This is a genomic window from Streptomyces liliiviolaceus (assembly GCF_018070025.1).
GTDB lineage: Bacteria > Actinomycetota > Actinomycetes > Streptomycetales > Streptomycetaceae > Streptomyces > Streptomyces liliiviolaceus.
The window spans coordinates 1,602,193-1,623,641 of the sequence record NZ_JAGPYQ010000001.1 but is presented as its reverse complement, the minus strand read 5'-3'; the positions used below and the strand labels follow the sequence as shown (position 1 = coordinate 1,623,641).

Here is a 21,449-nt window from a genome sequence, read left to right as displayed (position 1 = left end):
TCGCCCAGGCTAGCGCCCGAACCAGCCCCAAATGATCGCAGCTTCCCAAGCTGAGAGTGCGAGTTCTATTCTCGTCACCCGCTCCATGCAGAACCTCCAGGTCATCGACCCGGGGGTTTCTTGTTGTCCAGTCCAATTCGAGGGTGCCATCCCCTCCATGTGCCCTAAGAACTCGTAACACGATCTTGTTGAGGTGCCCTGGTCGGGCGTGACCGATGTGACGATTCGGCCGTTCGGGAGAGTGTGAGTACCCGGCCATGGATGGTGGATGACGATTTGTGGATGCTGATCGAGCCGCTGCTGCCGCCCTGGCCTGAGCGATCACCGGGGCCCCGGCCTGTGGCGGACCGGCTGTGTCTGCAGGGCATCCTGTACGTGCTCCACAACGACATAGCCTGGCAACTGCTGCCGCTGGAGCTGGGATTCGGCTCCGGACAGACCTGCTGGCGGCGTCTGGATCGGTGGCAGCAGGCCGGGGTCTTTGACCGGCTGCACCGCATTCTGCTCGCCGAGCTGAATGCGGCCGGAGAGCTCGACTGGTCCCGCGTGTGTGGACGGCTCCCGCATCCGCGCGAAAAAGGGGGGAGCCGACACCGGTCCGTCACCGGTCGACCGGCGGAAGACGGGCAGCAAGCATCATTTGATCTGTGACGGCCGTGGCACCCCGTTCAAAGTCATCACCACCGCTGCGAACGTCAACGACGTAACCCAAACCCTCGCCCTGGTCGACGGCATCCCGCCCGTGGCCGGGCGTCCCGGCCGGCCACGCCGCCGCCCCGATTCACTGCTCGGCGACAAGGGCTACGACTCCAACCCCCACCGCGAGGAGCTGCGCAAGCGCCGGATCCTGCCGGTCATCTCCCGCAGGAGCGCCCCGAACATCAAGGGCCTCGGCAAACTCCGTTACGTCGTGGAGCAGACCTTCGCCCTGCTCCATCAGTTCAAACGCCTCGCCGTCCGCTGGGAACGCAGAACCGAACTCCACGACGCCTTCGTCTCGTTGGCCTGCGGCCTCATCTGCTGGAGGCGCCTGAAGAAGCACCGATCATGATCGCGGCGCGAGCTTTTGGCTACAACTCACACCACTCACCCCGAGGGCGGGCCGATCGCGTTTGGGTGAAGTCGTGCACCAGGTTCCACGCCCGATGGGTATCCAGGACAAAGTTGCCCGTGAACGCGGTGAGGTCGTCGATGATCGGGACTTCGACCTCGGCACCCGAGGGCACGGTGCCGTCGCCCATGAGTAGAGACATCCGCTCGGTGTTACTCATCAGATGGACGACCGCGTGATCATCTCGGAAGGCCAGAGTCAGCACCGGGAACTCCCTGTTCGGCAACCGAACCTCGACATACCCCTGGCCACGGGAACGCAGGTCGTTGAAGCGGCCTGACAGATCTTCCACCTCTGAACGTCTCTCAACCGGGTGAAACAGTCCCGATTCCGGCGACGTAGCCGCCCACACCACACTCATCCAGCCCCTCCTCCCCACACAGGTCATCGCCCACGATCCTGAGCCACGCTTTCACGCTCCACCACGACACGACTAGGGGGACCAAGACGTCATGATCGTGTTACGAGCTCTACGGGCGTGCCAAGTAGGGTGCCGCTCGTGAGCACTTCTCCTGATCACGTCAACAGCAGAACGGACCTGGCTGCCTTCGTCCGCGCCCTCCACCGCAGCCACACCGAGGAGGGCCGCGTATGGGAGAACGCGGACCTCGCGAGTTTCCTAGAGGCACTGGCAGCCTGGATCGACGACGCGGATGGCTGGTACAGCAACGCCGGCCGCCATCTGCCCGCCAATGGTGACTGGAACTTCGTAGCGCGAGCCTTGCAGGCTGCGACCATCTACGAGTAGGCCGCGGTTCACGGCAAGCGCCCGGAGCCGACGGCAGCACCCGTGCCAGACACGTGCCAGATCGTGCGGGGAACCACGGGGAATGACGGGGACCAGATCGCCGCTCAGTCAGGTCCCGCTCCCGCTCCGCCGCAGTTCAGCCAAGCAGCCTCCTACCGAGAACCTAAGCTTCCCAAGCTAAGGTCTCACCGAGACAACGGAGTTGGTTACTCCTGCGGCAAAGCCAGCCGTCGTCATGAACGATGACCGCATGCGTTACTTCAACGGGACAGGTTGGCACGCGATCTTCACCGGCACGGAAACAACGATCGGTCGGACCGTGGACGTAGACGCCTGGGACGAAGCATCGGGCGTGGCCCTCGTCGTCGATCCGCAGCGCGGCGTGCGGCGGCCGGTCACGGACTACCCCGACTTCTCCCACCTGGAGCGAGCAGACCAGGTCGTGTCCGCAATCCCCGGAGGCGGCTGGCGTGCCTACTGGAAGGACGAGGGACCCGACAACGGGCCATTGACCGAACAGGTACTTGCGTGGCTAGTCACGTCCAAGGGCCGAGCCACCCCAGTCACAGTTGACGGCCACGGACACGTGGACGACGCAGAGAGCCGACCGACTCATCCCACCCGGGGAAGGCTGAAGCAGCCCCCGCCACCGTCTCAATTTCCGTCTCATTCAGCCCCGTTCACGACCGTTCAAAGAGGGCCACGCGTCAGATTGACCACACGGGCCAACCGCCCATGAACCCAGGTGAACGCCCCCGCACCCAACCCACCGCCCCACCAGCACAGTTGGAAAGCGCGCTGGTGGAGAGCCTCCCCGGCAGACACAGCGGTGAGGGTGTCAGACCTCGATGACAGTGTGTGCGGCATGGAGACACCCATGGCCCCTGGCGGCGGGGATGAGGAGCATGCCGTCATCGCGCACTTCCGGCTTGCTGGTGGTGGATTCGGCGATGCCGATCAGCGCGAGCAGATCTACGAAGCTGAGCGAGCGATGGAGGCCGCGGTCGAGAAGGCAGGCGTCGGGGAGATTGACGGGAACGAGTTCGGAGGAGGCGAAGCCGTCGTGTACGCCTACGGACCCGATGCCGATGCTCTGTTCAAGGTCCTGGAGCCGACTCTGCGCAGTCTGCCGTTCCGGCCTGCACACGTCCTTCTCCGGCGGGGTACAGGCGAGACACGTGTTGATCTGTAGGCCTCCCGCGTCAGAGCGACGAACGCACCACAAACACACCAGTCAGAGACGGCCGTGCTCCGGAACGAGCGTCTCGCACCGTTCGCACAGCACCAGATCGATGCGCTGGCTCTCACGCAGCGAGCAACCATGCGCACCGCACCGCTCGCAGATGGCCTTGCTGCGGTCAGCGAAGGCGGCGGTGAGAGTCTGGGAGCGCTCGTCCTCGGCATCCATGCCCTTCCGCCCCCTCAAGCAGCAAATCCTCTCGATCCAACCGTTCCTGCCCCACGCCACATGACCCCGAAGATCATCCAGTCGGTCACCACCCCTCCTCGGGCGGTCCGACGACTCGGGTTCCGACCTGCGCCGCCAGCCACGCAGCTCGTGCGTCGTGGCCTGGTCGTGCATGAACGAAGACGGTGTGCTCCGCTGCCCACTCGTCACAGTGGATCGTGTGACTGTTGCACGCGACCTGCAGCTCGGCGTACTTGTACTCCTCGCTCAGCCCAAGCTCCGGAACAGCCGGCCACTTCAGGTCGTGCCACAGGACGTAGCACCTGGTGATGTCTGCCCAGGTGCTCAAAGCGTCGCTCGCCTGCGCGAAATCCGACACCCCCAGGCTCACGTTCGCGGTCGACGCGGTACGGCCCTCCCTGTAGAACCTGACCCTCGCCCCAGGACTAGCGTCTGTCAGACGCCGGAGTGCGTCGTCGTCGCGTGCCCAGGCGTCCAGATAGCAGCCGTCGGGCCTGTACCAGAACGCCGACGCGAGCAACTTCTCCGCGAGCGTCAATGCCTCGGCCAGATCTGTGGTCCTCAACACGGGCCACGCACAGGTGTTCCCCACGACGGCATCCTGCCAGGACGATCACACCGCCTGCCGAGATATACGTGCGGTTATACCCGGTCCTGGAAGACGCAGTTCCATACGTGTGTGCCCGCCACGCTGCCGTCCGCGCGTACCGCCTGCAGGGTGTAGAAGTGCGTCGCCCCGCGCGCGGCCCCGGTGTCCGTGTAGGTCTTGGTATCCGGGCTCAGCAGGCCCGTGTGCAAGGGCTCGTACGTCTTCGTCGTGGTGTTCCAGCGGGTGATCCGGTAGCCCGTCACCGTGTCGCAGTCCGTTGTTCTGGTGCATCTCCAGCCGACGGTCGGGCCGTCCTCGTCGGGGCCGCCGATCACGGTGCCGTTGGATGTGGGGCCCAGCTGCCAGTCCCGGGTGACGGGCACGGACGGTCGGACGTCCAGTTCGGTGGCCTCCACGGGGGTGACCTTCGGGTCGGTCGGAGGCAGCGCGTTGCCCCAGCGGTCCCTGGCGACGATCGCGTACACGTACGTCTCACCGTCCGGCAGGTCGCCGCAGAGGACCGCGAGCGGGTCGCTCGTGCCCTCCCGGCAGTCGGCGGTACCGAGCCATTTGATCGTGCCGTCGGTCTGTCGGGTGCCCGACCAGGCCGCGTAGCGTTCTACGTCGTCCTCGGGCGAGGCCGTCCAGCTCAGCAGGATGCCGTCGGCGCGCGGGGTGGCCCGCACGCCGGTGACCGGGCCGGGCGCGACGCGGTCGCCGGTGCGGACGACGAGCGGGGCGGACGGCGCCGACTCGTTGCCAGCCGGGTCCACCGCCGCGACCGCGTACGTCACGTACGTGCCCGAGGGCATGTCCACGTCCTCGCAGACTCCGCCGGTGCTGGTCTCGTCGCTCTCCTCGGCGCAGGTCACGCGGGTGCGCGTGGCCGGGTCGAGGGTTTTGCCGGGCGAGCGGTAGACGCGGTACGTCCCGCCGTTGGAGAAGTCCTCGTCGAAGCCGTCGGGCTGCTTCCAGTACACCTCGGTGCGGCCGACGCGGGCGATGGCGTCGAGGGAGGCCGGGGACTTCGGCGGGGTCCGGTCGACGCCGTCGCCGGTGACGGTGGTGTACGGCGACGGGTTGCCGAGCGCGTCGAGAGCGCGGACCCGGTAGTGGCGTGCGGTGTTCACGGGCGCGTTGGTGCGGTACGTCGTCGTGGTCGTCGTGCCCAGCAGCTCGAACGGGCCGGTGGCGGTGGAGGCGGCGTGTATCTCGTACGTCGCGGCGTCGGCCGGTCCCTGCCAGGCCAGGTTCGCCCACCACGCGTCGCCGGTGACCGTGAGACCGGTCGGCGCCGCGGGACCCGTACGGTCCACGGACGCGACGGTGACGTCGGGGCTGCCGGTCGACTCTCGGCCCGCCTTGTCGACCGCGCGGACCTCGTACAGGAAGGTCTGGCCCGTGGCGGGCGTCGCGTCCACGAAGGACGGGGAGGTGAGCGGCGCCGAGCCGCTGACCTTCGCCCACGGGGCGGTGCCCAGCCGGCGGTACACGCGGTAACCGGCGAGGTCCATCTCCTTGTTCACGGTCCAGCGCAGCGTGGTCTTCGTGGTGTCCTGGTCGTACGTTCCCCTGAGGCCGGTCGGGGCGAGCGGCTTGACGGCGTCGACGGCTGCCGAGGTGCGCGGGCTGTACGTGAACCCGGCCTGGGCCGTGCCGGTCCAGGCGACGTAGTCCACGCGGAGCGTGTGCTTGCCCGCAGGGACGGTCAGGTCGACGGTCTTGCGGGCGGTGGTGGAGACGTTCTTCCACAGGTTGATCTTCCGTACGCCGTCGACGTAGACGCGCATGCCGTCCTGCGTGGACGCGGAGAGCCGGAAGGGGCCGCCGGAGCCGAAGTCCCTTGTGAGGGACCAGCGGACGGAGAAGCTGTCCTTGGGCAGCGTGACGCCGGGCGGGTCGCCGTGCCCGTAGTTCTCGGCGATGGCGGAGTCGCATGCGGTCAGCTTCGGGGTGCCGCTGAAGGCGGAGTTGCCGAAGTACTGCGCCTTCCAGAGGGGAGAGGCGCAGGTGACGGCCGCGGAGGCGGGGGCGGCGGTGAGCAGGCCGCCGACGGCGACGAGGGAGGCCGTCGCGGCCACCGCGGTCAGCCGGGTACGAGTCAGCACGGAGAGTGGGGCCCTTTCCGGACCTTGGGAAAGCGAAGTGATGAGTGACGCCTGTGTGACCCTTGAGGTGGGGGCAGGGTTGCCCCCACCTCCTCCCTTTCACGGCCGCCGCCTCGACTTGCTCTGTACATGCCCGGAATTGTGGCTTCCGTCACGGCGGATGTGATCTTGCCCTGGTGAGATCACCGGATGCTCGGTTTCCTCATCCGCCTCCTGCCGTTCTGGGTCCGTGAGCCCCTGCTCATCGTGCTCGGTTCTGTTCTCGGCGTACGGATCATGTATCTCGCCGTCCACGACCACGACTGGGTCGCGGCGGGCCTCGGCACGGTGTTCCTCGTGTTCACGGCCGTACGTGTCCATACGGTGGTCCGGGCCCTGCGTACCCGCCGGAATCCAGGTGCGGCAGCATCCTCGGACGGGGACGGGGACGGGGACGGGGACGGAGACGGAGACGGAGACGGGGGTGCGGATGGGGGTGCAGTCGGTGCCGCTCCACAGCCGCAGCCGCAGCCACAGCCGCAGGACAAGGAACCCAACGCGTGGGGCCAGGCCGCTGCCGCCGTGGCCGTGTTCGGGGTGATCGCGGTCGCGCTGTGGGCACTCCCGCGTTATGTGCCGTCCAGCGACAACACCCCGCAAGCCCCGTCCTGTTCGGACGGTTCGTCCCAAGAGGAGTTGCCGGAGGCTTACAAGGACTCGCCCCGGCCGGTGACCGGTGAAGAGCTGTGCGAGGCGCTCGACCGGCCGGACCTGGCCGAACTCCTCGGCACGCCGGGAGAGACCGCGACCTCCGTCTCCAGCACCAACAACACCGCCCCCTTGACGGATGAGAAGGTCGCCGCGCCGGAGGCCTCGGTCACGTTCGACACGTACACCGTGAATCTCTCGGCCACGTACAACAGGCTGTCGATCGGCCAGTACGTGAAGCTGATGGAGTTCGGGGACGAGACGGACGTCAGGAAGCTCACGGTGCTGGGCCGGCCCGCGGTGCTCTCCTCGGCGCACACCATGAAGTTCGAGATCGATCTCGGAGGCAGCGCATCCGGCGGGCCGGTCGAGGAAGGCCCCCTGGCCAGGTCGGTGACGGTGGCGCTGGACCATGACGACCGGGGCGGCTACTGCGACATCAGTGTGTGGAGCACGTCCGGGACCCTCCCGAGCGACAGCGTTCTCGTCGACATCGTCGAGAGGGTCCTGCCGAAGATCCCCGAACGGCCTTGACGCCGACACCGACACCGACACCAGGGAATTCGGCTGGGCCCACTCGGCGCACGTACCCCAACTCCAACTCCCACAGGCCAAGTTGTCCGCGAACCTCTTCGGGTTTGTCCTTGATCCGTAACGGGGGCGTCCGGACCGCTTCGTTCCTCGTACTGTTCTGAATGTCGCCGGGTGACCGGGGAGTTGGTGGGTAACTTCGGGGGAGCGGGGCGGATATGGCGCGGCACAGTGGCGGACGCGGCTGGCACGGCAAGGTGATCGGCGCGGCGCTCGGGGTGGCGTTGGCCGCCACCGGCGCCTCGGTATGGACCGCGCAGGCCGGCGTCGTGGGCGGTTCGTCGAAGCCGGCCGCCTCGGAGACCGCCGTCAAGCCGGTCGCGGAGACCATCGTGCACGCCTCCGACAAGGGTGCGCGCGGGGTCAACATCACCATCGACGACGGCCCCGACCCCGTGTGGACCCCGCAGATGCTCGACGTGCTGCGGGAGAACGGGGTGAAGGCCACCTTCTGCATGGTGGGTACGCAGGCCGAGGCGCACCCCGACCTCGTGAAGAAGGTCGTCGCGGCGGGGCACCGGCTGTGCGACCACTCGGTGTCGCACGACACCACCATGGACAAGCAGTCCCAGGCCTACCAGAAGCAGCAGATCCTCGACGCCGAGCGCATGATCGTCAAGGCGTCCGGGGGCGTACGGCCCATGTACTACCGGGCGCCGGGCGGTGCCTTCACCCCGTACAGCCGCAAGTTGGCCGCCTCCCACGGAATGCGCCCGCTGGGCTGGAACGTGGACACCAAGGACTTCGAGGGTCCGAGCGCGGCCACCATGGTCGCCACCGTCGAGCAGGAACTCCCCGACGGGCCGACGATCCTCTTCCACGACGCGGGCGGCGACCGCTCCCAGACCGTCGAGGCCCTGCGCCAGATCCTCCCCCAGCTCAAGGCGGAGGGCCACACCTTCGGGTTCCCTGTGCATTGATCGCCCGTGAGCTGACCGTTCCCCTTGGCGGGACGTAGCCCGCCAAAGGGATTGGCTTCAGCGCACGTCCACGTAGTCACCCGTCGCGTTCGCCGCGGCCGTCGTCGACGTGGCGGTGAAGCTGTAGCGCCAGTAGCCGTCCGTGGACGCCTTCACCGTGGTCTTCAGGTTTCCGGAGCTGTCCGTGGTGACCGTCTTCACGGTCGTGTACGCGGACGCGCCCTTCTTGCGGAACTGCAGTTTCACCTTCTGGGCCGAGTAGCCGTGGTAGCCGCCGCGCGTCTCCCAGTCCACCCGGGACAGCTTGCCCGTGACGGTCAGGGTCTTGCCCTTGGTCACCGGCTCGGGAGCCGCGTTGGCCGTCAGCTTCGCGTCCCGCAGCACGGGGACCGTCTTGGCCGCGTGTACGTCGGTACGGCTCTTGCCGTCCGCCGACTCCGCCCACGCCGCCACCTTCCACGTACCGGCGAGCGAGTTGCGCCCCAGGAGCCCGCGCGGCTGGATGTAGGCGAACTGCGTCTCGCAGGTGGAAGTCGTCGCGTTGGTCTTCGTACAGGTCGCGGCCCAGGAGCCGTGGATGACGGCGTCGGGGGTGTCGTACGGGCCCTTGTACAGGTACATGTCTCCGCCCGCGATCCCCGAGGGGTCGGTGGCGGTGAACTTCGCCGTGAACTCCTGCAGCGGCTGGTCGGTCAGCTCGACCGCCTTGCCCCCGTTCACCACGACGTTCGAGACGCGGGTCGCGCCCACGGTCTCGTCGCCCTGCGGGGCCGGGCCCGCGAACGCCCGCGTGACGGTGCGGCGCAGGACGCCGCCCTGGTCGTCGGCGGCGGTGACGCGCAGCGAGACGAAGGAGGCCGTCGCGGGGACGTCGACCGTCGCCGAGCCGTCCGCCGCGAGGGCCGCGTCCGTCCAGGTCGCGCCGTCGTCCGTGGACCAGGCGAGCCCGGTGACCCGGGTGTTCGCCTCCGCCGCGTCCGTGGCGCGGGTCGTCGCGCTCGTGTCGATGCGTACCGGACCGGCGGTCGCGCGGCTGAGACCGTCCAGCCCGGCCACCTTCAACTGCGTGTCGATGAGAGGGAGTTCACCGCTCGCCGTGTAGTCCGAGCGGAACGTCCACTCGCTGCGCACGTCCGTCGACAGCCGGGTGTACGGGGCCCGGCGGTGCGCCGTCTGGTCGAGGGTGTACGTCTTCTGCTGCGAGGGCAGCGCGGCCGACGTCAGCGTGGCGTACGCGTCGAGGCCGTCGGCCTGGGCGTAGGTGACTCCGTCGGAGGAGCTGAGCCGGTACGAGTACGTCGCGCGGCCGTCGGTGCCCCGGTGGCCGGCCGTGTCGCCGAAGGTGTGCGGCTCGTACAGCCAGACCTTGCCGGAGTTGCGCTGCGAGCCGCCCCACTCACGGCGGACCGGCTGCGCGGGCGCCCCGCCCACGGTCTCGCCCGCGCCCGTCCCGGCGGACAGCGTGCGGTCCGGGAGGTCGAGGGTCGTCCCGTCGGAGCCGTAGGAGAACAGGCGGCCGTAGGTGATGCCCGGAGTGGCGTACTCGGTGACCGAGCCGGCCGTCGGCACCGCGGAGCCGATGTAGACGCCCGTCCACTCGCCGAAGTCGGGGACGCTCTGCAGGGCGGCCGTCGTCCGCGTGCCCGGGGCGGCCACCGTCGTGACGGTCTTCGCCAGTGAGGACGCGGCGACCGTCTTGACGGGCGTGGCGGGCACCGTGGTGGTGAAGCTGTGGGTGAGGTCGTAGCGGTAGGGGCTGGGTGTGCTCGCGGAGGAGCCCTTCTTGCCCAGCAGTTCGTGCAGGCGCAGCGAGACACCGCTCACCGAGAACGGGGTGACGTACACCTTGTCGGCCCCCGAGCCCGCGAAGCCGGCGAGGCCGCCGCCCGGGACGCTGATCCACACCGCGGACGCCTCACGGGTGGCCGTGGTGTCGTCGGTGCGGATCGCGGTCTCCTTGGCCGCGCGCTGGTCGAAGCTGACCGTCTTCGCCGCCGAACCGACCGTGAAGCTGCTGGTGAGCAGGTAGCTCGGCGCAAGCCAGTCGTTGTGCAGCGCGACCGAGAAGTAGTCGCCCGGCGGCAGCTTCACCGTCGACGAGTCGCTCGTGGGGTCGTCCTTGACGGCGTACGCGGTCCAGGTCTTGCGGTCCCAGACGTAGAACGACTTGGACGCCACGTCGGCGTGCGTGATGGTCAGCTTGACCGTGTACGTGGCCGCGGCCGCCTTCGCCGTGGTGGTGCGAGCAGTCGTGGTGACGGCAGCGGCCGTGGTGGCACGCCGGGTGCCACCGGCCTCCGTCGGCAGCGGAAGCGTCGCGGTCGTGTCGTCCGAGGCCGACTTCCCGGTCTGCCGTACGGACACCGAGCCGTTCACCGACGCCACGGAGTAGCGGGCTCCCTGAGCCGCGCCCCGCGCGTCCGCCGTCACCCGGACGTCCTGTCCGTCGACGAGTTCGACGCGGCCGTCGTCACCCGACTCGGTGCTCCGACCGGTGCGGAGTTCACCGCCCTCGCCCTCGTTCTCCGCCGGCGAGACCACTCCCACCGTGGCCCGCCCGCCGCCGGACGCGGTAACCACAGCCCCAGCCGTCGCCGCGAGCGTCGGCGTGGGCGCGAGCAGCGCCGAAGCGGTCAGCGCCGCCCCGCACAGCCCCGCCGCCGTGGATCTTCGAAATCGCCGCGCGTGAAATTCGGACATCGATCGCCCCCCTGATGCTTCCACTTGACCGTCCCCTGGGACCGTCCCCGGCACAGCTGTCACGGGCGACGGTCAGCACACTCTAAATGGTGGTGTGCACGCGTTCCGTCCGGCGTTCCAGGCGGGTCAAGTTTCCCCAGCTCAGGGGCCGTTTGAGCATTCCAGCGTCCCGTAATTCCCGGTGGAGTGGCGGACGGGACGGCGGGCGGCACAAGGTGGAGTCGTTCCCAGCACGGCGCCTCGCCGAGGATCACTCGCCGCGGACCACTCTCCGCGAACCACTCGCCGCGAACCACTCGCCGCGAACCACTCGCCGAGTGTGTGCCACCCACCCGATGTTCAGAGAAAGCAGTCCACTCATGCGTAAGAGCACGCGTTCCACGCGTTCCTTCTCCCGTACCGCCGCCTCCTCCCTCGCCGTCGCCGCCCTCGCGCTCGTCGGGTTCCAGGCCACCGGGCAGACCGCCTCCGCCGCTTCCACCGCCGCGAGCGCCGAGGCGTCCTCGATCGCCACCTGCACGACGGCGAACACCGAGGTGTCCGTCAGCACGGTGTCCCGGCCGATCAACCACCTGCTGCTGAAGGCCACCAACACGGGCACGAAGCCCTGCTACGCCTACAGCGCTCCCTTCCTGCGGGCCGGTGCCGACGCCCAGGCCCCGTTGCAGTGGGTCGAGGACAGCACCCCGCAGTCCGTGCTGGTACTGGAGCCCGGCCGGTCCGCGTACGCCGGGATCCTGACGTACTCCCCCGACGGCGAGGGCGGCAGCCAGGTGAAGAACCTCGGTGTGATCCTCACCGACAGGAAGGGGCACGCGACCGCCACGGAGAAGACCCTGAAGCTGCCCGGCGGCGGTGTGTTCTTCAACAGCTCCGCCGCCGTCACGTACTGGCAGGACAACGCGGCGGACGCCCTCGTCTGGTAGCGGCGTAGCCCGGGGCTCCTGCGAGCCGCCGTGACCGGCCACCCCCTTCAACCACACCTCACATCAGCTCAGTTCACCTCACCTCAGTCAAGGGAATTTCATGTCTGGCAACCGTCGCAGGGCCTTCCTCGTCTCCGCCGTCGTCGTGGGCAGCGCCCTGCTGACGACCGCGTGCCAGGACACGGACGGCAAGGCCGAGGACACCGGCGCGGGGTCGAGTTCCGCCTCCGCCGGCTCGGCGGACGACAAGGCCACGCCGTCCGGTTCGTCGGGCGGGGGCGGTGGCCAGGCCGCGGACAAGGACAAGGACACGGGCTCCGGCGTCGACACCGGTGACGGTACGCGGGAGAAGGTCGAACAGAGCTGCGGCGCCAACGACATCACCTGGTCCACCAGGTCCGAGAGCCAGGCCGGCGGTTACGTCCTGATCATCGCGAAGGCGAAGTCGGGGATCACCTGCTGGCTGCCCGCCGAGCTGCCGACCGTGGCGTTCGGGTCCGACGGCACCGAGGCGGGGCCCGCGGAGCAGAGCGTCGGCGAGCCGGTCAAGCTGACCGGGAACGTCACCGCCTACGCGGGCGTGAACCCCAAGACCACCGACGCGGACGGTGGCAAGGAGCTGGAGAGCATCATCGTCGCCGTCGGCAACGAGGACCCCGACCCGGTGAGCCTGTCGGTCGACACCATCACCGTCGACGAGCCGATCGTCACCAACTGGCACACCTCTCCCACGGACGCCGTTCCCTTCGGCTGACCGGACCGACGGACACCACGGACCGACCGGAACGCGCGGACTCCACGATCCGCGCGGACCGCGCAGACCGCGTTCTGAGTCGATGTGCCGCCCGCGGCCGTTCTTCAAGGGTGCAGGACGTACTCGACCCAGGAGTCTGTGATGAGCACCAAGACGGGACCCCAGCGATACCCCTCCGCGAGCCGTGCCAACTGGTACCAGGACGACTTCGGCGGTGACCCGATGCAGGTCAACGTCGTCGTCCTGCACACCACGGAGGGTTCCACCCTGCCCGGTTACGGAGGTGGCGCCTCCGCGCCGAACCTGACGGCGGTTCCCGACCTCGCCGCCAAGAAGCTGAAGTGGTACCAGCACTTCGACATCGAGACCTCCTCCCGGGCGCTGGTCAATCTGGCGGGCGGCGTCGAGACGAACACCCTGAACGTGTGCCAGGTCGAACTCGTCGGCACCTGCGACCCGACGACGCACGCGAAGTGGAAGACGGCGGGCCGGGCGCACATCTACTGGCCGGACGCGCCCGACTGGGCCCTGCAGGCGGTCGCCCGCTTCGTGGCCTGGATGCACGAGGAGCACGGCGTACCGCTGTCCGGCCCGAAGGCGTGGCCCGCGTACCCCACCTCGTACGCGAACGGCGGCGGGCAGCGGATGTCGGGCGCGAAGTGGACTGCCTTCAAGGGTGTCTGCGGGCACATGCACGTGCCGGAGAACGTCCACGGCGACCCCGGCGCGATCGACTTCGCCAGGATCCTCAAGTACGCGAAGGCCGACCTGGACGTGGACGACGACACCCCGGGGACGACCACGCCCGCCGTCCCCGCCTTCCCCGGCCGCAAGTACTTCGGGGCCGGGACGTCGAACGCGTACGTGCTCCAGCTCGGCAAGCAGCTGGTCAAGCGCGGCTTCGGCGACCACTACAAGGTCGGGCCGAGCAGGACCTGGGGCGAGGCGGACCGGCTGAACGTGCGTGACTTCCAGAAGTCGCGCAAGGAACTGCGCGGCGACGCCGACGGCATCCCTGGCCCCCTGACCTGGCGCCTGCTGTTCTCCTGAACGGCCGCCCGGCGGGCGGGCGGGCCGCCTGGGACACCGTCCGACGACCGGTCCCCGGCGACCGGTCCGGTCCGGTCCCCGGTGCTCAGGCGAGTTCGGGCTGCGGGTCCAGCTGCGGCGTCGGCGCGGGCTTCGGCTCCCATGCCGTCGTGGTCCGTACGTAGCCGTATATCACCGAGATCATGGCGAGCAGGACGAGCGGCCCGTAGATCCACGGATAGCGGGCCATCTCGGAGGGCAGGAAGCGGTACGCGACCAGGAGTCCGGCGAAGACGGTCGCGCCGTGGGCGGCCAGCCGGATCCCCGAGCGGTCCCAGCCGCGGTCGTACGCGCGCAGGGCCGCCTCTATCGTGAGGACGAACACCACACCGGCGACGAGGTCCGCCCCGTAGTGGTAGCCGAATCCGAGCGTCGCGGTCAGCGTCGCGATCAGCCAGAACGCGCCCGCGAACCGTATGAGCCGCGGGCCCTTCCTGGAGTGGATGAAGATCGTGACGGCCCACGCCGTGTGCAGGCTGGGCATGCAGTTGCGCGGGGTGATGCCGTCGAAGCCCATGGGCTGCGGGGCACCGATCGGCGGCGGCGTCCGCGGCCACAGATCGCCCACCGCCCACTGGACGCTGGACGGGGCGTCCTGCGCCCACACGCTGACCGACGCCCAGTGCTCGGCGCCGTCACCGAAGGCGAAGACCGGTCCGACGACCGGGAAGATCATGTAGACGGCCGGTCCGAGGAGACCGATCACCAGGAACGTACGCACCAGGTGATGGCCCGGGAAGCGGCGCTCGGTGGCGACGTTGCGCAGTTGGTACAGGGCGACGACGACCGCGGCCACCGCGAGCTGGCCGTAGACGAAGTCGAGGAGACCGAAGCCGAACGGGCCGGACGCGGTGACGAGCCTGCCCATCGGCCAGGAGAGGTTGCCCAGCGCGTGATCGGCGGTCGCCATGTACTGGTCGAGCACCATCGGGCGGGTCTTGGAGGTGATGAGCAGCCAGGTGTCCCCGGTCTTGCGGCCGACCACCAGCAGCAGGCCCAGCCCGACGCCCTTCAGCAGCAGGACGCGGTCCTGGCCGGTGCGGCGGGTGAAGGCCATGACCGCGCAGCCGAGGATCACCCACAGCGCGCCGTTCCCGAAGGGGTGGCCGTCGGTGATCCTGATGTCGGCCGCCCACCGGACCAGCCAGATGACGGCGTCGATGCCGACCGCGGCGCCGACCGCGACGAACCGCTGCCGCCAGGGGAGCACCACCAGTGTCAGCGCCATGCTCGCGTAGAGCAGCCCACCCGACTTGGGGGCGAAGACCACTTCCCGTACCTGGTTGGTGATCGGCCCCGGCAGGCCGTAGTGACGTGCGGCGATCTCCAGCGCGATCATGAACCCGAGGGCCGCCACACCCACCACGGCCCAGAGTCTCACCCGTCGCCGGCGCCACAGGGAGGGCGCGGCGCCGGTGTCCGTCCGGGTGATGACCTGCGATTTTATATGTTTCAAGTCTTCAGTCGATTTGGTAGGGGGCGGGCAGGCCCGAGCCGGGCCTCTCGGCAGAGGAAGACGGGCGGATCACCGTTCGGGTTCCGGCCTCACCCCTGACCCCGGTGCCGCAGCCGCGCCGTCAGCAGGGCCCCGCCGACGGCGGCGCCGGCGGCGCCCACCGCTCCCACCGCCAGGAAGCCGCCGGTCGAGCGCCACGACAGCACCGACCAGCGCGACTGCGCGGAGAACAGCGATCCCGTACTCAGCCACGAGCCGGTCGAGATCAGCGACAGGGACGAGCCGATCGAACCGACCGACAGGGCGCTGCCGATCGAACCGACGGACAGGGCCGAACCGACGGACCCGATGGACAGCACCGAGCCCACCGAGCCGATCGACAGCACGGAGTCCTGGGACCACAGCGACAGCACCGACCCGGCGGAACCGGCACAGGCGGAGTCACGACCGGCCGATCGTACGGACAGCTTTTTCATAGGGACATCTTGCCTGCCCGGTGCCCCCGCCCGGGAGATCCCGTACACGTCCACGTCCACGGCACATCCTTGCGAATTAACTTAGGTAAGGCTTACCGTACTGAGTCGCACCACTCGGGCCCGGTCCTCGACCGGCGCACCGGTCCCCCTCGGCGAGCGCTCCACCGACGCAGCCTGGCCGCCCTCCCCCAGTGCCCCGCGGGCCTGGGAAGTGCCCCCAGCCGGAACCCGCTCAGAGGACCCGCACGTGAATCGCTCCACCGGCTCGCCCTCCGCCGCCTCGCCCTCCGCCGCCTTCGGCCTGTACGACCCCGCCCGTGAGCACAGCGCCTGTGGCGTCGGCTTCATCACCCGGCTCGACGGGACGCCGAGCCACGACGTCGTCCGCCGGGGCGACGAGGCGCTGCGGGCCATCCCGCACCGCGGCGGCACGTCCGCCGAGGGTGTCGGCGACGGGGCGGGCGTGAGCGTCGACCTGTCGGTGGAGTTCTTCGGCGCGCTCACCGGCGAACGGCTGCGCCCCGGACACTTCGGGGTCGCCAACTGCTTCGTACCGACGGACGGCGTACGGCGTCACGCGTCGGTGGACCTGGTCGGCCGCACCCTCGCCGCGCAGGGCTTCGACCTCCTGCTCGTCCGGGACGTGCCCGTGGACCACGGCGTCGCCCGGCCCGCCGCCGAGCAGTACCAGCTCCCCCTCGTGCAGTGGGTGTTCCGGGCCCCGGACGCCTGGGAGCGCCCCGAGGTCGACTCGGCCGCCCATCGCGCCCTGCTCGCCGTCGAGGCCGCCGCCTACGCCGACGACGCGTACGCCGGGCTGTATCCGCTGTCGCTGAGCGCGCGCACCCAGGTGCTCAAGGGGCGGCTCAACTCCGGGGAGATCGTCGGGTACTTCCGTGACCTGTGCGACCCGCGGCACTCCGTGCGCTCGCTGTACTTCCACACCCGGTTCTCCACCAACACCGAGCCGCATCCGACGATGGCGCAGCCGTTCCGGCTCATGGCGCACAACGGCGAGCTCAACACCGACCGCAAGAACCGGCTGAGCGACGAGGCGCTCGCGCGGGCCCGCACCCGGAGCATCGTGCGGCCGCCCGGCCAGTCCGACTCCAGCCGGCTCGACCAGACCCTGCAGAGCCGGGTCTGCGACGACGGCCTGGACATCGTCGAGGCCGTCGTGTCGCTGATGCCGCCCGCCTGGGAGAACGACCGCACCCTGCCCGTCGCCGTCCGCGACATGCTGGAGTACTTCTCGCTGTACGAGGAGAAGAACGACGGGCCCGCCGCCGTCATCTTCAGCGACGGGGACGTCATCGGCGCCCGGCTGGACCGGCTCGGGCTGCGTCCGCTGCGTACCGTCGAGACCGCCGAGTACCTGATGGTGTCCTCGGAGGCCGGGCAGGTCGCGTTCCCCGACGAGGAGGTCGTGCGCCGGGGCCGGATCGAGGCCGGCGGCATGCTCGTCGTCGACCACCGGACCGGGCGGCGGATGCGCACGCGCGAGGTGCTCGACTCGCTCGCCGCGCGCCGCCCGTACAGCGAACTGCTCGACGCGGCCCGGGTGAACCTCGACGGCATCCCCGCCCCCGACTACTACCGGGGCACCACCACCCTCGGGTACGAGGGCGACCTGACGCCGGCCGGTCGGTACGTGGCGTACGGGCTGAACCAGGAGAGCTTCCGGTTCATGCTCGACCCGATGCTCGCCGACGGGTCGGAGCGGATCTCGGCGATGGGCTACGGCAACGCCATCAACGCGCTCAGCGACACCGAGGGCGGTATGGCGAAGTACTTCTCGCAGCGCTTCGCCCAGGTGACGAACCCGCCGCTGGACAGCATCCGAGAGGCCGACGGCATGAGCATGCGGGTCGCGCTCGGTCCCAAGCCGGACGGCACCGGAGACATCGGGGACGTGGGCGAGCGCCAGCTCGTCGTGGCCTCGCCCGTGCTCGGGCACCTCGACATGGTCCGGCTGCGCGACCAGCGGATCGTGCCGCTGGAACGGTTCGCCATGCTCTACGAGCCGGTCACCGGCGACACCACCGCGAACGCCGACGCGCTGCGGGACGCGCTGACGCGCCTGTGCGACGACGTGGAGCGGTTCGCCGCCGAGCGGGGCGGTATCGCCCTCCTCAGCGACCGTGCGATCTCGTCCACGCGGGCGCCGCTGCCCGTCGTCCTCGCCGTCGCCGCCGTCAACCAGCGCCTCATCGAGGCCGGGCTGCGGCTGCGCGTCTCGCTCGTCGCGGAGAGCGGTCAGCTGCCGTCCTCGCACCATGTCGCGACCGCGCTCGGCTTCGGCGCCTCGGCGGTCTACAGCCTCAGCGCACGGCTGCGCGCCGAGGAGCGGCACCCGGCCGCTCCGGCGCCCGCGGGGGAGATCACCGAGACCGACCGGGCGCTGGCGAAGTTCCGCAAGGCGGCCGAGAAGGCGCTCGCCAAGACCATGGGGCGCGTCGGGCTGTGCACCGCCGAGAGCTACATCGGCGGCGCGTTCTTCGAACCGAACTACCTCGACACCCGCGACGACGTGTTCGCGCGCGCCTTCCCGCACATGGACGCCCCGGTCGGCGGGGTCGGCTTCGCCCGGATCGCGCAGGCCGCGACGGACTGGCACGAACGCGCCCGCACGGTCGACGGCGAGCAGCAGATCCCGCTGCTCGGCCTGTTCAAGGAGCGCTCGGACGGCGCCGGGCACTCGTTCGGGGTCACGGCCGTGCGCGGCTTCGGCGACATGGTCGAGGAGCGGCCGGAGTTCGGGCGGACCGGCGACTCGGACGCGCTGCGCCTACTCACGCTCGGCCAGCTCGACGACGCGTTCGGCATCACCGACACCGCGTACCGGAACACGGGGTACGACGCGCTCAGTGACGCGGAGATCGACGCGTTCCGGATCACGCCGGGCTACCGCGCGTTCCTGCGCACCACGCACGAGGAGCGTTCGCGCCGCCCGTCGGCACTGCGCGACGTACTGGCCCTGCCCGCGGACGTCACGGGCCTGCGCACCCCTCAGGACTTCGCCCGCGAACTGGGCCGGTTCTCCACCGACGGCAACGCGAGCGTCATGGTGCGCGGGGTCACCGTGACGGCCGTGTCCGCCACGGACCCGGCCGCCGACGGCGGTGTGACCCTGCGCCTGCGGCTCACCCCCGGCAGCCCCTCCGCCGCCGGGCCCGACGACCCCGCCGAGCGGCACCTCGCCCTCGCCGGCGGGCTCGCCCTCGCGCATCCCGGCCAGGTCGAGACGCTGGAGGCCGACGCGGACGGTGTCACCGTCACCGCCACCGGCACCGCCGCGCGATTGCTCGGGCTGCTGGAGAGCGCGCCCGCGAGCGTGCCCCTCGACGAGGTGCGGCCCGCGCACGAGATCACCTGCGTGCTCGCCTCCGGCGCGATGAGCCACGGGGCGCTCGTGGCGACCGCGCACGAGGCCGTCGCGCACGGCACGAACATGGTCGGCGCCCTGTCGAACAGCGGCGAGGGCGGCGAACACCACTCCCGCTACGGGACCATCCGCGGCTCCCGGATCAAGCAGTTCGCGTCCGGCCGGTTCGGCATCTGGGCGGGCTATCTCGCCGATCCGATGCTGGAGGAACTGGAGATCAAGATCGGGCAGGGCGCCAAGCCCGGCGAGGGCGGTCAGCTGCCCGCGCCGAAGGTGACGGTCGACATCGCCGCCGCCCGCGGCGGCACCCCCGGCATCGAGCTGATCTCTCCGCCCCCGCACCACGACACGTACTCGATCGAGGACCTCGCGCAGCTCATCCACGACTGCAAGGCCGCCCGGGTACGGGTCGTCGTGAAGCTGGTGTCCTCGGAGGGCATCGGCACCATCGCGGTCGGTGTCGCCAAGGCGGGCGCGGACGTCATCAACGTCGCCGGGAACACCGGCGGCACGGGCGCCGCGGCCGTCACCAGCCTCAAGTACGCCGGACGGTCCGCGGAGATCGGTGTCGCCGAGGTGCACCAGGCGCTCGTCGCCAACGGGCTGCGCCAGAAGGTCGTCCTGCGCTGTTCCGGCGCGCACCAGACCGGCTCCGACGTCGTCACCTCCGCGCTCCTCGGCGGCGACAGCTTCGAGTTCGGCACGACCGCGCTCATGATGCTCGGCTGTGTCATGGCGAAGAACTGCAACGTGAAGTGCCCGGCCGGGCTCACCACGAACGCCGAGGCCTTCGAGGGCGACCCGCGCGCGCTCGCCCAGTACCTGCTCAACATCGCGCACGACGTCCGGCAGATCCTCGCCCGGCTGGGCCTGCGGTCCCTGCGGGAGGCGCGCGGGCGGACGGATCTGCTGCAGCTCCTCGACCATCCCGCGAGCGTCGGGCGGCTCGACGTGCGTCGGCTGCTCGCGCGCGTGCCGGAGAAGGCCGTCACGGACCCCGAATACCTGGAGAAGGACTTCACCACCGACGACGCGCTCATCGAGCGGGTCCGCGCCGCGCTCCTCGACCGGCGCGAGCCGGCGCTGCTCGTCGAGGGCGTCCGGCTCCGCAACAGCGACAAGTCCGTCGGCGGCCAGCTCTCCATCGACATCGAGCGGCTCCTCAACCACGACGGCCGCAGGAGCGACACCGGCGTACCCGCCGTCACCGTCGACGACCGCGGCCGGCGCCGCCTCGTCGACGGCGCCGTCCGGATCCGTACCACCGGGTCCGCCGGTCAGTCGTACGGCGTGTTCTGCAACGACGGCATCGCCCTCGAACACACCGGCACCGCCAACGACGGTGTCGGCAAGAGCCAGAGCGGCGGCCGGATCGTCGTCCGCGCCCCGGGCGGCGGTAGCGCGGAGCGCGGCGGGAACGTGCTCGTCGGGAACTTCGCGCTGTTCGGCGCGACCGGCGGCCGGACGTTCGTGCAGGGGGAGGCGGGCGACCGGTTCGCGGTACGCAACTCCGGGGCGACCGCGGTCGTCGAGGGCGTCGGCGACTTCGGCTGCGAGTACATGACCGGCGGCACCGTCCTGAACCTCGGCGGCTTCGGCAAGGGCCTCGGCAACGGCATGAGCGGCGGGTTCCTCTACCAGTACGACCCCTCGGGCGAGGTCCGCGACCGGGTGAGCGCCGACTCGCTGCTGGTGTTCCCGGTGACCGACACCGGGCACGGCGCCTTCCACGAGGAGGCCGTACGACTGCTGCTGGCCTGGCATCTGGAGGCCACCGGCTCCCCGCTCGCGGCCCGGCTGCTGGCGGACTGGGAGTCCGAGCGGCGGCACGTGTACTGCGGGATGCCCCGGGCGCTGCTCCTGTACCAGGACGCCGGTGAGATCCTCGCCGCGGCGAGCCGGGGGCAGCTCCTCGACGAGCTGGCGACCTCGATCGCGACGGACAAGCTCCGCGCGTTCAAGGTCGACTACCGCGACCGCCGGACCGTGCTCGGCGGCCGTGCCCCGGCCTTCGGCGACCAGGGCGGCGACGACATGTTCTCGCTGCTGTCGTCGTACACCGTGCTCGGGGTCGCGCAGGATCTCGCGCTCCAGCGGGTGCCCGGGGCGAGCGGCCCGGACGACCCGCGGATCGCCGGGGCGGTCCGCAACCTGGTGCTCACCGAGGACTTCTTCGTCAAGCAGCGGGTCGTGAAGTATCTGCGCGGCACGCTGGAGCGGTTCGACGACGACGAACTGGCCACGCTCATCGCGGTCAAGCGCCTCGACGACTACAAGCGCGCACTGCGGCAGCGCAACAACCTCAGCGTGGACGCGCCCGGCACCTACGGCTGGATCATGCACCAGAACGCCAAGAACGCGGGCCGCGTACGGGCCGCCCGCTTCGACGAACTGCTCGCGACGGCGGCGCTCGACGACCTGGCGAGCCGCCGCGCCCCGCAGGCCCCGACCGAGACGACCGAGACGGTGACCGCGTGACG

At 70.1% G+C, this 21,449-nt stretch carries 16 protein-coding genes; 9 read left to right on the top strand and 7 right to left on the bottom strand.

Going from position 1 to position 21,449, the window contains the following annotated elements:
* Positions 1-261 precede the first annotated feature (261 nt).
* Positions 262-1,051 (top strand): IS5 family transposase gene (locus J8N05_RS07175; RefSeq protein ID WP_247706182.1). Its coding sequence is split into 2 segments (ribosomal slippage): positions 262-546 and positions 548-1,051, totalling 789 coding nucleotides; the frame shifts between segments, so codons are not numbered across the junction.
* A gap of 19 nt (positions 1,052-1,070) precedes the next feature.
* On the opposite strand, the gene J8N05_RS07170 is transcribed toward J8N05_RS07175, so the two are convergent.
* On the bottom strand, positions 1,071-1,472 hold the full coding sequence (locus J8N05_RS07170; protein WP_247706181.1) for a hypothetical protein: 402 nt from the start codon (positions 1,470-1,472) through the stop codon (positions 1,071-1,073).
* Between the two features lie 138 nt (positions 1,473-1,610).
* On the opposite strand from J8N05_RS07170, the gene J8N05_RS07165 reads away from it, so the two are divergent.
* Positions 1,611-1,859 (top strand): DUF7660 family protein, encoded by a 249-nt coding sequence (locus J8N05_RS07165; RefSeq protein WP_210881614.1) that lies wholly within the window; start codon positions 1,611-1,613, stop codon positions 1,857-1,859.
* 865 nt (positions 1,860-2,724) lie between these two features.
* Positions 2,725-3,051 carry a hypothetical protein gene (locus tag J8N05_RS07160; RefSeq protein WP_247706180.1) on the top strand — a complete coding sequence of 109 codons (327 nt, stop codon included), beginning with the start codon at positions 2,725-2,727 and terminating at the stop codon, positions 3,049-3,051.
* A gap of 42 nt (positions 3,052-3,093) precedes the next feature.
* Here J8N05_RS07160 and J8N05_RS07155 read toward each other — a convergent pair whose 3' ends face one another.
* From J8N05_RS07155 to J8N05_RS47245, 3 genes are all read right to left on the bottom strand, one after another.
* Positions 3,094-3,267 (bottom strand): hypothetical protein, encoded by a 174-nt coding sequence (locus J8N05_RS07155; RefSeq protein WP_210881612.1) that lies wholly within the window; start codon positions 3,265-3,267, stop codon positions 3,094-3,096.
* A gap of 85 nt (positions 3,268-3,352) precedes the next feature.
* The gene (locus tag J8N05_RS07150) at positions 3,353-3,880 is read right to left on the bottom strand and encodes a hypothetical protein (protein ID WP_210881611.1); all 528 of its coding nucleotides are present in this window, start codon (positions 3,878-3,880) and stop codon (positions 3,353-3,355) included.
* A 50-nt stretch (positions 3,881-3,930) separates the two neighbouring features.
* Positions 3,931-5,985: a PA14 domain-containing protein gene (locus J8N05_RS47245; RefSeq protein ID WP_247706179.1), complete on the bottom strand. Its 2,055-nt coding sequence runs from the start codon at positions 5,983-5,985 to the stop codon at positions 3,931-3,933.
* Positions 5,986-6,174: 189 nt separating this feature from the next.
* On the opposite strand from J8N05_RS47245, the gene J8N05_RS07140 reads away from it, so the two are divergent.
* Together J8N05_RS07140 and J8N05_RS07135 are read left to right on the top strand one after the other, a co-directional pair.
* Complete coding sequence (locus J8N05_RS07140; RefSeq protein ID WP_210881610.1) at positions 6,175-7,206, top strand: DUF6215 domain-containing protein; 1,032 nt, start codon at positions 6,175-6,177, stop codon at positions 7,204-7,206.
* Positions 7,207-7,421: 215 nt separating this feature from the next.
* The gene (locus tag J8N05_RS07135; protein ID WP_210881609.1) at positions 7,422-8,183 is read left to right on the top strand and encodes a polysaccharide deacetylase family protein; all 762 of its coding nucleotides are present in this window, start codon (positions 7,422-7,424) and stop codon (positions 8,181-8,183) included.
* Between the two features lie 57 nt (positions 8,184-8,240).
* Here the strand turns inward: J8N05_RS07135 and J8N05_RS47240 are convergent, their stop codons facing one another.
* Positions 8,241-10,883: a hypothetical protein gene (locus tag J8N05_RS47240; protein ID WP_247706178.1), complete on the bottom strand. Its 2,643-nt coding sequence runs from the start codon at positions 10,881-10,883 to the stop codon at positions 8,241-8,243.
* Positions 10,884-11,242: 359 nt separating this feature from the next.
* On the opposite strand from J8N05_RS47240, the gene J8N05_RS07125 reads away from it, so the two are divergent.
* The 3 genes from J8N05_RS07125 (at position 11,243) to J8N05_RS07115 (ending at position 13,613) form a co-directional block, all read left to right on the top strand.
* Positions 11,243-11,809 carry a DUF4232 domain-containing protein gene (locus tag J8N05_RS07125; RefSeq protein ID WP_210881608.1) on the top strand — a complete coding sequence of 189 codons (567 nt, stop codon included), beginning with the start codon at positions 11,243-11,245 and terminating at the stop codon, positions 11,807-11,809.
* Positions 11,810-11,909: 100 nt separating this feature from the next.
* Positions 11,910-12,563 (top strand): DUF4232 domain-containing protein, encoded by a 654-nt coding sequence (locus J8N05_RS07120; RefSeq protein ID WP_210881607.1) that lies wholly within the window; start codon positions 11,910-11,912, stop codon positions 12,561-12,563.
* Between the two features lie 141 nt (positions 12,564-12,704).
* The gene (locus J8N05_RS07115) at positions 12,705-13,613 is read left to right on the top strand and encodes a peptidoglycan-binding protein (RefSeq protein ID WP_210881606.1); all 909 of its coding nucleotides are present in this window, start codon (positions 12,705-12,707) and stop codon (positions 13,611-13,613) included.
* A gap of 85 nt (positions 13,614-13,698) precedes the next feature.
* On the opposite strand, the gene J8N05_RS07110 is transcribed toward J8N05_RS07115, so the two are convergent.
* Together J8N05_RS07110 and J8N05_RS07105 are read right to left on the bottom strand one after the other, a co-directional pair.
* Complete coding sequence (locus J8N05_RS07110; protein ID WP_210890052.1) at positions 13,699-15,018, bottom strand: phosphatase PAP2 family protein; 1,320 nt, start codon at positions 15,016-15,018, stop codon at positions 13,699-13,701.
* A gap of 179 nt (positions 15,019-15,197) precedes the next feature.
* On the bottom strand, positions 15,198-15,584 hold the full coding sequence (locus J8N05_RS07105; protein ID WP_210881605.1) for a hypothetical protein: 387 nt from the start codon (positions 15,582-15,584) through the stop codon (positions 15,198-15,200).
* Between the two features lie 247 nt (positions 15,585-15,831).
* Between J8N05_RS07105 and J8N05_RS07100 the strand changes: the two genes are divergently transcribed.
* Positions 15,832-21,447, top strand: coding sequence for a glutamate synthase-related protein (locus J8N05_RS07100; protein WP_210881604.1), 5,616 nt, complete (start codon positions 15,832-15,834; stop codon positions 21,445-21,447).
* Positions 21,448-21,449: the final 2 nt, after the last annotated feature.